Origin of the sequence: Maribacter sp. BPC-D8, assembly GCF_035207705.1 — a bacterium.
GTDB lineage: Bacteria > Bacteroidota > Bacteroidia > Flavobacteriales > Flavobacteriaceae > Maribacter.
Genome location: NZ_CP128187.1, coordinates 1,829,478 through 1,841,701, shown reverse-complemented (window position 1 = coordinate 1,841,701; position 12,224 = coordinate 1,829,478). Strand labels below are relative to the sequence as shown.

At 33.2% G+C, this 12,224-nt stretch carries 11 protein-coding genes; 10 read left to right on the top strand and 1 reads right to left on the bottom strand.

Annotated elements, in window-relative coordinates:
- The first annotated feature begins 2 nt into the window (after nucleotides 1-2).
- The 6 genes from QSV08_RS08340 (at nucleotide 3) to QSV08_RS08315 (ending at nucleotide 6,136) form a co-directional block, all read left to right on the top strand.
- The gene (locus QSV08_RS08340; RefSeq protein WP_073246886.1) at nucleotides 3-347 is read left to right on the top strand and encodes a DUF2853 family protein; all 345 of its coding nucleotides are present in this window, start codon (nucleotides 3-5) and stop codon (nucleotides 345-347) included.
- A gap of 95 nt (nucleotides 348-442) precedes the next feature.
- Nucleotides 443-1,279, top strand: coding sequence for a S1 RNA-binding domain-containing protein (locus tag QSV08_RS08335; protein WP_324027934.1), 837 nt, complete (start codon nucleotides 443-445; stop codon nucleotides 1,277-1,279).
- A 169-nt stretch (nucleotides 1,280-1,448) separates the two neighbouring features.
- Nucleotides 1,449-2,057, top strand: a complete 609-nt coding sequence (locus QSV08_RS08330; RefSeq protein ID WP_073246421.1) for an SPOR domain-containing protein — start codon at nucleotides 1,449-1,451, stop codon at nucleotides 2,055-2,057.
- Nucleotides 2,057-2,965 (top strand): 1,4-dihydroxy-2-naphthoate octaprenyltransferase, encoded by a 909-nt coding sequence (gene menA, locus QSV08_RS08325; protein WP_324027933.1) that lies wholly within the window; start codon nucleotides 2,057-2,059, stop codon nucleotides 2,963-2,965. Before QSV08_RS08330 ends, menA begins: the two co-directional genes overlap by 1 nt.
- A 32-nt stretch (nucleotides 2,966-2,997) precedes the next feature.
- Entirely contained in the window at nucleotides 2,998-3,762 is a 765-nt protein-coding gene (locus tag QSV08_RS08320) for a LytR/AlgR family response regulator transcription factor (RefSeq protein WP_324027932.1), read from the top strand.
- A gap of 403 nt (nucleotides 3,763-4,165) precedes the next feature.
- Nucleotides 4,166-6,136 (top strand): sensor histidine kinase, encoded by a 1,971-nt coding sequence (locus QSV08_RS08315; protein WP_324027931.1) that lies wholly within the window; start codon nucleotides 4,166-4,168, stop codon nucleotides 6,134-6,136.
- A 2-nt stretch (nucleotides 6,137-6,138) separates the two neighbouring features.
- On the opposite strand, the gene QSV08_RS08310 is transcribed toward QSV08_RS08315, so the two are convergent.
- The gene (locus QSV08_RS08310) at nucleotides 6,139-6,933 is read right to left on the bottom strand and encodes an SDR family oxidoreductase (protein WP_324027930.1); all 795 of its coding nucleotides are present in this window, start codon (nucleotides 6,931-6,933) and stop codon (nucleotides 6,139-6,141) included.
- A 45-nt stretch (nucleotides 6,934-6,978) separates the two neighbouring features.
- Between QSV08_RS08310 and QSV08_RS08305 the strand changes: the two genes are divergently transcribed.
- From QSV08_RS08305 to QSV08_RS08290, 4 genes are all read left to right on the top strand, one after another.
- The gene (locus tag QSV08_RS08305) at nucleotides 6,979-8,031 is read left to right on the top strand and encodes an o-succinylbenzoate synthase (RefSeq protein ID WP_324027929.1); all 1,053 of its coding nucleotides are present in this window, start codon (nucleotides 6,979-6,981) and stop codon (nucleotides 8,029-8,031) included.
- Nucleotides 8,022-8,942, top strand: coding sequence for a CPBP family intramembrane glutamic endopeptidase (locus QSV08_RS08300; RefSeq protein ID WP_324027928.1), 921 nt, complete (start codon nucleotides 8,022-8,024; stop codon nucleotides 8,940-8,942). The genes QSV08_RS08305 and QSV08_RS08300 overlap by 10 nt, the downstream gene beginning before the upstream one ends.
- A 4-nt stretch (nucleotides 8,943-8,946) precedes the next feature.
- Nucleotides 8,947-10,017 carry an AMP-binding protein gene (locus QSV08_RS08295; RefSeq protein ID WP_324027927.1) on the top strand — a complete coding sequence of 357 codons (1,071 nt, stop codon included), beginning with the start codon at nucleotides 8,947-8,949 and terminating at the stop codon, nucleotides 10,015-10,017.
- A 93-nt stretch (nucleotides 10,018-10,110) separates the two neighbouring features.
- Entirely contained in the window at nucleotides 10,111-12,192 is a 2,082-nt protein-coding gene (locus QSV08_RS08290) for a vWA domain-containing protein (protein ID WP_324027926.1), read from the top strand.
- The last annotated feature ends 32 nt before the right edge of the window (nucleotides 12,193-12,224 follow it).

Sequence of the window (12,224 nt, the reverse complement as noted above, 5' to 3'; positions counted from 1 at the left end):
ACATGAGTAAAAGAGACGATTTAATCGAAAAGTATGCTGCGGACATCAAAGATAAATTTGGTGAAGATGCAGATATGGACTTGCTTAAAAAAGTAACTGTTGGTCTAGGACCATCTATTTACAACATCGATGCTTCTAAAGTATCTGGTAGTGATCAAAAAGAATTGGATACTGTAAAGAACAATTACTTGATCAAAAAGTTAGGTCTTCCTGATAATGCTAAATTAGATGAAGCACTTGCAACTGTTATGGACAAATACGGTTCTTCTAACAGAAACAAGCATAGAGCTGTTATCTATTACAAGCTTTGTCAACATTTCAAAAAAGCATCTGTTTACGATAAATAGTCAGATGTCAAATAAATTAAAGACCGTTACCATTTTTGGTGACGGTCTTTTTTTTTACGTTAAGATTATTAATATTTAAAATGTAATTTTGCAGCATGATAGAATTAGGACGTATAAACAACCTTGAGATTTTAAGAGACACTAGTGTTGGGCTCTTTTTGGGTGATGAAGAAGGAAATGATGTATTGCTACCAAATAAATATGTACCAACTGAATATGAAATAGGAGAGAAAATTAAAGTTTTCTGTTATTTAGATTATGATGAAAGACCAGTTGCAACTACCTTAGAACCAGATATTATGCTTGGTGAGTTTAGGTTATTACAAGTAGCTGAGGTCAATGAGTTTGGTGCGTTTATGCAATGGGGTCTTGAGAAACATCTTTTAGTTCCTTTTCGTGAGCAACGTGTTAAGATGAAAGAAGGGCAGTGGTACGTAGTTCACTGTTATTTAGATGAACGTTCTGGTAGATTGGTTGCTTCAAATAAATTGGACAGATTTTTAAGTAATGATACTATCGACCTTAAAGTATGGGAGAAGGTAGAATTAGTGGTTACCAGACAAACCGATTTAGGTTGGGAGGTTATTGTAAATGAAAAACACAAAGGGTTAGTTTACTTCAATGAAGTTTTCAAACCAATTAATATTGGCGACGTTATACCTGGTTGTATTAAGACCATTAGAAAAGACAATAAATTAGATATTTCTCTTCAACCATTAGGTACAAAGGTTTTAGAACCTGCTGCCAACAAAATATATGAAGTGTTAGTAGAAAGTGGTGGTTTTTTAGGGTTACATGATAAGTCTGCACCAGAAGAAATAAGAGATGTTTTTCAAATGAGTAAGAAAACATTTAAAAAAGGTCTAGGTACCTTATATAAAGAAAGAAAAATAAAAATTGAGTCTGATGGTATCAGCCTTTTAGATGACTAAATAAAAATGTAAGAAAATTCTTTGCTAATTGATTTTCAATAGAATATCGTAAATAATCATCGTGTTTATTGTGATAAGTTACTTTTAATTTTATTTTTGCATCAATTAAAAAGTTATTAACAATTTTTAACTTACATTTAGATTTTAAGCGTAAAAATTACCCCTGTATATGCCCTTTATAGAAGAAAGCGATTTACTAGAATTACATAAAGACGTCGATAAAGCACAAATTATCAATGAGCGTTTATTAGATCAAATAAAATTCAAGAACAAAGAATTAAAAAAGAGTAAGATTCAGCGTAATATTTTAGCAGGAATCACGGGTCTTTTCTTAATTGGTGGTTTGGCATTTACTTCATTTACAGCAGGTTTGTCAAGTTCAGGTGGTTTTAATAGAAAAGCTTCTAATGATTTAGTTTTAACTTCTATAGATAGTGTTGATGCTATTAGAACTCGCTTAGAAAGTTTAAAAGAACAGAATGAAGAGCTAAGCCTTGTTAAAGAATTTTACCTGGCTAAAGAGTTCTTACAGAAAGAAAAAATATATTCGGTACAAGTTAAATCCTTCGTAGATAATAATGTCACTTTGGCTTCTGAGGCTTTGACAAATACACTCTTCGTTAAAACCAATCCTTTTTACTCGTATTCATTAGGTAATTTTGAGACTTTAGAAGAAGCGCAATCTTTTAGAAAACAATTGGTAGATATTGGTTTTGGTGATGCTTTCGTAGCTTCTTATCAAGACGGTAAAAGAATTCAAATAGAAGATCCTTTTTAGTGACAAAAGTTAAAGCTTGGCTCAACGCAGCAAGACTTAGAACGCTTCCCTTATCAATTTCAGGTATACTTGTAGGTACTGCTATGGCAGCTTATCATGGGGTCACGAATGTCAGTATTTTTGTTCTGGCAATCTTAACAACCATTGGTTTACAGGTAACCTCTAATTTTGCGAATGACTACGGTGACGGTGTCAAAGGTACTGATGGTGATGATAGGGTAGGGCCAAAACGAGCCCTGCAAAGCGGACTTTTAACCGCAGCGCAGTTAAAATCTGGTATTTATATCAGTATTGTAATAAATGTAATTCTCATTGTAGCGTTAATCGTAACTTCTTTCGGTTTACAAGATATTCTCTATCCTGCTTTATTCTTATTATTAGGAGCCTTCGCAATTTGGGCAGCTATCAAATATACCGTAGGTAAATCTGCTTACGGGTATAATGGTCTTGGCGATATTTTTGTTTTTATATTCTTTGGGTTAGTCAGTGTTTTAGGTTCTATGTTTTTATACTTGAAAGCAATATCTTTTATGACAGTATTTCCCGCAGTTTCTATAGGGTTATTGAGTGTAGGTGTTCTTAACCTTAATAATATGAGAGACATAAAATCTGATGCCGCAGTTGGTAAGAATACCATGGTGGTTAAAATGGGTTTACCGAAGGCAAAAAAATATCACTACGCACTGTTAATTATTTCGTTTTTGTGTCTGTTTTGTTTTTTACTCACAACAAATGGATCACAATTACGTTATGTATGTCTTGCAGGCTACTTTCTGGTGTTTATTCATCTAAGAAAAGTAGCTATCACAAATAACGAAGCAGAACTTGATCCAGAGCTAAAAAAATTGGCTTTAAGTACCTTTTTTATCGCCTTGTTGTTTTTTATTAGTTATTATTATTTTTTGTAATTTTGATTATAACCCACAAACCAATTTAAACCTTGGAACAACCCATAAAAATTCTAATTGTTGAGGATAATGTGATCATCGCTGATGATATGCAGTCTATGCTAGAGGAAATAGGATATGAAATAGTTGACAACGTAATTGTTTATGAACAGGCTGTTGAAGTTTTAAAAACCCAACAGGTAGATTTAGTTCTAATTGATATCATTTTAGCTTCTGATAAAACGGGTATTGATTTGGGTAAACACATTAGAGAGAATTACGATATTCCTTTTATTTTCGTAACATCTAACTCTGATCGTGCAACAGTTGAAAATGCTAAAACTGTAAAACCTAATGGTTATTTGGTAAAGCCTTTTGAACAACAAGATTTATATACATCTATTGAAATTGCTTTATCCAACTTCATTTACGGTAAACAGACTGCGGCAAATAATGGAGCTGTCAATGATACCAATACGGAAGATGTAGCAATGTCTAATTCTATTTTAAAGGATTCTATCTTCGTTAAGAAGCAACACCTTTATTACAGAATACAATTTGGTGATATTCAATTTATCAAAGCTGACAACGTCTATTTAGAAGTAAATACTGTAGATAAAAAGTTTTTGGTACGTTCACCATTAAAAGATTATTTAGAGAAGTTACCACAGAATAAGTTTTACAGAGCACATAAATCATACATTGTAAATGTGGATCATATTGATGCTATTAATTCTAAAGATATTATGATCAATAATACGTTGATCCCAATCTCTAAAGATTTTAAAGAGTTTATAATCTCGGCTATGAATTCCTAATCCGAGTTACCATATTTAAAAAAACACCTTTTTAAGGTGTTTTTTTTTGCTTTTACCTCAGATGAAATGCATTTATTCATCGATAAAGTGTATCTTTTTACCGTTCAAATACATAGTTATGTAGGCTAAAATCGTTTCACAACAATAATTGAGGGTTACACAACAAATAATCCTGATACGTATGGCTTATTTATAATTTTGAGATATTAATAATTGGATAGCTTTTCGTCTAGAATTTGATTTTAAACCATAATAAGCTTCAATTTTTAATGATATAGTAAAAAGTACGTAGAACACGCTTTTTGAGCTTTAGGTTATTTGAAAATCATTTAATGATGGCTTACAACAAAAATTTAGTAGAATCGGCTTTAATTTATAAGTTTGACTCTGCTTTTATTGAGATATGAAAAAACCCTTTATTTTGAGATTATTGTGCACTTTGATTTTTGGTGTATTTATGTGCCTTGGTTTTGCGCAAGACGATGTAGAAACTCAGAATGAAGATTATTACGAACAATTTCAAGATTTAGAGAATGGTGAACTACGTTCGTTCTTCTTTTTTAATACTCCCAACCGCTACAATCAAAATTCTCCGTACGATTGGTTAGATACTGTAAAAGTTTATTTAAACAGTTCTGAAAAAACAAAAGATTCAATTTCCATACGAAACTACCAACTTATAGAATCTCAAATCTATTATGATTTGGGTAACTACGAGAGAAGTCTAGCAATTGCCAGACCACTATATGATAATTTATTAAAGTTAGATGTAGAGTCTAAGCAGAATATTCTAAGCATATTAGATAATAATTATGCTATGCTAGAATTGTACGACAAGCAAATAGAGATTAGAAGGGTAAAACGCGAATTAGGATTAACCGATAAGGTTGCCTTTTATGATATTTACGCGAGTTTAGGTCAGTATAGAAAGGCTATGCGTGATTATATGATCGAAGAGAAAAAAGTACTTAAAGATGATGATTACTATGGTCAGGCTATTTATAACAATACCATTGGTAATTATCTAAGATTAGATAAGTCTACATCAACTGCATTGAGTTATTTTAAGAAAGCAGAGGGACTCATAAAGGTTTTTCTAAGTGATGTAACCAATGAGCATTCTGATAAGGAGATTGCAGATGGCAGAATTCTAAACGGATTGATTATAGGTAATATCGGTAAAAGTCACGTGCAGCTTGGTGAATACGAAAAGGCTATTCCGTTTTTAGAAGAGAGTAGAGAAATCATCAAAAAATATAATAAAAGTAAATTTTCTTCAGATATAATAGAGAATACACTTGCCTTGGCAGAATGTTATTTGAAATTAGATGATTACGCCAAAGCAACAGATTATTTAAGTGACGACCTTAACCCTATAAAGTCAGATAATATTTTAAAGCGTAATAGGATTTATGCCGATTACTATTTTAAAACTGGTGATTTTAAAAATTCTACAGTTTACCTTAAAAAGAATATCAGAATTAGAGATTCTATCGATGCATTGGCATCTAATATCAAAAACCAACAATTGACTTCTGTTGTTGCTCAAGATTTAGAGAATTCTAGAAAAGCGATAGAGCAGCAGAAAGCTCAGTTAGAAGAGTCTAAAAAAGATATTAAGGCTAGAGATGATAAAATTAGTTTGGTGTTCGTATCCTTAATATTTACACTTATTGGTTTTGCAGGTTTGGTATACGCTTACTTAAAGAGTATCAAAAACCAACGCTTGATTGCCGAGCAGAAATTTATCATTGAAAACTCATTGGTAGAGAAAGATTCTTTGCTTAAAGAAATTCACCATAGGGTTAAAAACAACCTACAAATGGTTTCTAGTTTATTGAGTTTACAAACTAAAAATACTCGAAGTAAGGCGGCAATCGCTGCATTAGAAGAAGGTAAGAGTAGAGTGAAGGCGATGGCGTTAATACACCAGAAATTATATCAAAACGATGACTTATCGGTAATTGAGATGCAAGGGTATATTGAAAGTTTGATTAACAGTATTCAGTCTGTTTATAAAAAAGGCGGTCATAGTATTAATATAACTATCGATGCAGAAGGTGTAGAATTAGATATTGATAGGGCAATTCCGTTCGGACTTATATTAAATGAATTGGTTTCTAATTCATTTAAATATGCTTTTCCGAATGATGATAGCGATGGTAAAATATACATCCATCTACGAAAAATAGCTGGTCAAGAAGGTTTCTTTGAGTATACCGATAATGGTATTGGTTTACCTGAAGATTCAGATGAACGCGCTAGTTCTTCTATGGGTATTCGTTTAATGAGCCGATTGGCTAATCAACTTCAGACTTCATTGAAAACTGATAAAACACAAGACGGAGTTCGTTTTTGGTTTAATTTTAAATAAGGTTATCTAACCTTACTTTTCATAACCACTTTATGTAGTAGTTTAGGGAAGAATCTTTTAAGGTAAATTCCGAATTTCTCTTTTCCGCCGACATAGGTTTCAAATTTTTTCTTTTTAATTGCAGAGATAATCTCTTTTGCACAATCGTTAACGGGCATTCCGTTTTCTGTAGCATTATCTTCTTTTTGTAAAGCAGACCCATCACCGGTTAATGCATTTTTAGCAACGTTTGTTTGTATGAATCCTGGGCAAATGATTGATACATTGACATTGTCTTTCTCATGTTCCATACGTAAGGCGTCAAAGAAGCCATGTAGTGCATGTTTTGCGCCGCAATAACCCGAACGATACGGAGAGGAGAATTTACCCATTAAACTGGTGACAGTAACGAAATGACCACCTTTTTGAGCTATGAAATAGGGTAGAAGATGTTTTGTTAGCTTTATAGTACCCAGATAATTAACATCTACCATTTGTTGATACACTTCAAATTTAGTATCAATGATAAGTGAGCGTTGACTTAGTCCGCCATTATTAATTAAAATATCTATTTTGCCGTAGATTGATATAGCCGTTTCGGTAATGCTTTCTAGCGAGTCGAATACTATTAAATCTAAAGGAAGTATTGTTGCATTTTCAGGAAATTTACATTTGCCTTTTACTTCCAAAAGAACATCTGCTCTTCTTGCAGAAAGTATAATTTTAGCTCCAAGTTCGTTTAACTGATATGCCAACGCTTCTCCTATTCCCGAAGATGCACCTGTTACCCAAATCACCTTATTTTCTATACTAGCCATTCCGTCGTATTTAAACTCAAAATATAGTTAAATTTGGGGGATATTATGAAGGCAACATTTAAAAAGTATCTCCTAAACTTTAAAAACCCTAGTGGAACTTCTAGAGGAATTCTTCGAACCAAAGAAACTTGGTTTCTCTTTTTGGAAGATGAAGGAAAATGGGGTGTCGGTGAATGCGGACTTTTTAGAGGTCTTAGTTTTGATGATGTTCCTGGATATGAAGATAAATGTGAGTGGGTTTCAGAGAATATTAATTTGGGTGAAATCGAATTACTAAAACAGTTACAAAATTTCCCCAGTATTCAATTTGGTCTAGAGCAGGCTTTTATATCGTTGCGTTCTAAAAATCCTTTTCATCTTTTTGAATCTAGTTTTTTAAATGACCAAAAACCGATATCCATTAACGGGTTGGTTTGGATGGGTGATAAGGAGTTTATGCATCGGCAAATAGAAGAGAAGCTAAAGGGAGGTTTTTCTTGTATAAAAATGAAAATTGGAGCTATTGATTTTGATACTGAAATAGCATTGCTAAAATCTATTAGAGAGCGTTATTCAAAAGAAGCTATAGAATTACGTGTAGATGCCAATGGAGCATTTTCTCCACAAGAAGCTTTATCTAAATTAGAAACATTATCGAAACTCGATTTGCACTCTATAGAACAGCCAATTAAGCAAGGGCAAACTGAAGAAATGAAAAGGCTTTGTAACAATACACCTTTGCCGATTGCTTTAGATGAAGAATTAATTGGCGTCACAGATGTAACAAAAAAGCAAGAGTTACTACTAACCATACAACCACAATATATAATTCTGAAACCTAGTTTGGTAGGTGGTTTTGCAGGAAGTAGTGAATGGATTTCTATTGCAGAAAAAAATAATATTGACTGGTGGGTAACAAGTGCATTAGAAAGTAATATAGGTTTAAATGCCATTGCACAGTGGACGGCAACCCTTAATAATAAAATGCCGCAAGGCTTAGGTACCGGATCTCTTTTTACGAATAATATTGAGAGTCCGTTAGAGGTTGATAATGGAGGTTTGTTTTATAGCAGCTCTAAAAAATGGAATACAAATTTAATTGAAAGTATATGTATATAGAACAGGGGTATAAAGGTGATTTAGGTTTATGGAAATATTTAATTATTCCCGGTTGTTTTATTGGCTTTATGATATTGAACTATATCGCTATAATATTATCACCAGTTAGTGTAGAGGACAGTATGGCGCAAATGATAGCTAGCTTGGGCTCTAATCTTGTATTAATTATTTTACTTGTTCCATTGGCTGTAGGTCTATTTGTGGTGCTAGGATGGACAAAATTAGTGCATTCTCAAAGCATTACTAGTTTAACAACATCCAGAAAAAAAATAGATTGGAAAAGAGTGTTTTTTGCTTTTGGTATTTGGGGACTGATAACTATAGTTTTAACTTTCGTAGGTATTTATTTATCTCCAGAGGATTACCTATTTAATTTCAAGTTGATGCCATTTTTAAGTTTGGCTTTAATTGGAATAATCCTAATTCCTTTACAAACTAGCTTTGAGGAGTATTTGTTTAGAGGTCATATGATGCAAGGATTGGGTATTGCTACAAAAAATAGATGGGTACCTTTAGTTGTTACTTCTGTATTATTTGGATTAATGCATTTGGGAAATCCTGAAGTAGAGAAACTGGGTTATGGTATAATGATATACTATATAGGTACTGGTTTTTTTCTTGGTATTATAACCCTAATGGATGAAGGTCTAGAACTTGCTTTAGGTTTTCATGCCGCTAATAATTTAATTGGAGCGTTATTATTGACTGCTGATTGGACTGCTTTTCAAACTGATTCATTGTATAGGGATGTTTCTGATCCAATTTTGGGTTGGGATGTTTTGGTGCCAGTATTTATAGTTTTCCCTATTCTATTAATAATCTTTTCAAAAAAGTATGGCTGGACCAACTGGAAAGAGAAATTAACGGGAAAGGTGTTATCTGAAGAAGAATTTCTGAAACTAGATAATTAGTACAATGTATAAAGCTTCAGTACACCCAAGTTTTTCCATTCATGGTAGATCTATTTCTTTTGCCGATTTAACAGAGGTAAGTTATAGTCTAATTAAAGAAGGCGAAGAATTCGAAAAGCACATTGGTGAATTTCTTTTAGATTGGATAGGTGATTCATCTACAATTTCGGTACAGACCTCTGGTTCTACGGGTACTCCAAAAACTATTGTTTTAAAGAAAGTACAAATGGAGAATAGTGCTTTGGCAACAGGTAGCTATTTTAATTTATCACCAAAATCTTCTGCTTTATTATGTTTGCCTGCTACTTATATCGCTGGTAAAATGATGTTGGTTAGGGCTATGGTTTTGGGGTTAGATATTCATTTTGTGGAACCTACTTCAAATCCGTTAGAAAATAGTAAAAGGTCTTTTGATTTTGGAGCAATGGTTCCCTTGCAAGTACTTAATTCATTGCCTAAGCTTTCATTACTACATAAGTTAATTATTGGTGGTGCTCCTATCTCTATCTCATTGAGAAAAGAAATGAAAAGTATAGCCAACGCTAGTTATGAGACCTATGGCATGACGGAGACCATAACGCATATTGCAATCAAGCCTTTGAATAATGGTGTGGCAGATGATGCGCCTTTTTCTATTTTACCAGACGTTGAAATATCTAAAGATGAAAGAGGGTGTTTGGTAATTAATGCACCAAAGATTTCAGATGTAACTGTGGTTACTAATGATGTTATTGAATTGATTTCGGAAACTGAGTTTAAGTGGTTAGGCAGATTTGATAATGTAATTAATTCTGGCGGAATTAAACTTAGTCCCGAGCAGATAGAGGCTAAACTTTCGAATAGTATAAATCAACCTTTTTTTGTTACTTCTTTACCAGACGTAAAACTAGGCGATCAATTAGTATTGGTTATAGAAGGTACAGTTATAGAAAACGATGTATTAAAGAAAATTACTTCAAGTCCTCTTTTATCTAAGTACGAAGTGCCACGTAAAATTAAAACGATTCCGGTATTCTTACGTACTGATAGTGGAAAGGTTAAGCGGAAAGAAACCATGACCTTATTGAAGTCATAACTTCCCTCATTCTAAAGCACCCTTCACTCATTTTTCGTTTTTTAAAAGCTTCTTTCTTAATAGGTTTATTGCTCAAACTTTAAACCAATTATTATGAAAAATGCAACTTTCCTATTCTTTCTGTTCTGTAGTATGCTATTGTCTTCTCAGCAAGTTAAAATTAGTGGTACTGTTTCTGATCATGCAGGTGACCCTATGCCTGGTGTAAATGTTATGGAAAAAGGAACGACCAATGGTACACAAACAGATTTTGACGGACACTATGCCATAACAATATCAAAAGGAGCTGAGCTAACATTTTCATATATAGGCTGTAAAAATCTAATTGTAAAGATCAGAGATTCAGTGGTTATTAATGTTTCACTTGAAGAAGATCTTCAAATATTAGAAGAGGTTGTAGTTTCTGGCTATGGTATTCAAAAGCGTCGTCATGTTACGGGCTCAGTTGCAATGGTTAATATGCAATCTCCTAAATCCAATATTAGTAGAGCCTTACAAGGTAAAGTAAGTGGAGTCACTATTCGTGGAGTACGTTCTGTAAAAAATAAAAATGTTGGCACTAAAGTGAACAGTCCGCTATATATTGTAGATGGTATTCCTATTGAAAAGCAATACAATTCAATTGTTCAAAGCTTAAAAAGTGAAAATATTGATAGTAGAAAAGAACTTAAAGCTTCTGAAGCGAAGAGTCTGTATGGGGCTGATGCCAAGTATGGCTGTATCGTAATACATACGGTAAAAGGTAATTATGTAATTGAAGAAGAAGAGAATTATGCACAAATCACTGAAAATCAATTTCAGAATGTGGCCGTAAATCCGCTATCTACTTTTTCCATAGATGTCGACAAAGCGGCATACAGCAATATTAGAAGATTCATAAATAATGGAAAAGAGGTTCCTGTAGATGCAGTTAAGATTGAAGAAATGATTAATTACTTTGATTATGATTATCCGCAACCAACAGACGAACATCCTTTTTCTGTAAACACCGAAGTAGCACAAACTCCTTGGAATGTAAATACCAAACTAGTGCGTATTGGTTTGCAGGGTAAAGAATACTTGAATGAAGAATTACCGGCATCTAATCTTACTTTTCTTATAGATGTTTCTGGTTCCATGTCCGCAGGTAACAAATTACCGTTATTGAAATCCGCATTTAAACTATTGGTAAATCAGTTAAGAGAAAAAGATAGGGTTTCCATTGTTGTTTATGCAGGTGCAGCCGGTGTTGTTTTGGAACCTACATCTGGTAATAATAAGGAGAAAATCATGAGCGCTCTAAATAACTTAGAGGCTGGCGGTTCTACAGCTGGTGGAGAAGGTATTCAATTAGCTTACAAATTGGCAGAGAAACATTTTAAGAAAAATGGTAACAATAGAGTGATACTCGCAACAGATGGCGATTTTAATGTTGGGCTTTCTAGCGATAAAGACATGGAAGATTTGATTGTTGAAAAACGCGAATCGGGAGTGTTTCTTTCTGTATTAGGTTTCGGAATGGGTAACTACATGGATTCTAAGTTGGAAACTTTGGCAGATAAAGGAAACGGAAATCATGGTTATATTGATACCATGCAAGAAGCTCAGAAGTTATTTGGGAAGGAGTTTGGTGGTACTTTGTTTACCATTGCAAAAGATGTAAAGCTACAGGTAGAGTTTAATCCTGCAAAAGTAAAATCGTATCGACTAATTGGTTACGAAAATAGATTATTGGCAGATGAAGATTTTATTGATGATACCAAAGATGCAGGTGAGCTGGGCAGCGGACATAAGGTAAACGCTTTGTATGAGATAATAGAGGTAGGAGTAACATCAGCATATAATAAAGAAATACCAGAATTAAAGTATACCAATACTATTAGCAATACGGGGTTTTCTGATGAGTTGTTTACCGTGAAATTCAGATACAAAAAACCTGATGGAAATAAGAGTATAGAATTGGTACATGTTCAAAATGCGAATACTAAAGAAATGTCAAAAGACTTTCAATTCACCGCAGCCGTTGCTTTATTCGGTCAGCAATTACGAAAGTCCGCATTTATAAATAAAACAACTTTTAATAATGTCATTGAATTGGCAGAGAATGGTAGGGGTGAAGATAAAAATGGATACAGAGCAGAATTTATTAGGTTGGTTAAAAGCATGAATGAGAAATTGGTAACAGACAACTATTGATATTATTCAAATTGTAAAAATCAATTGATTTT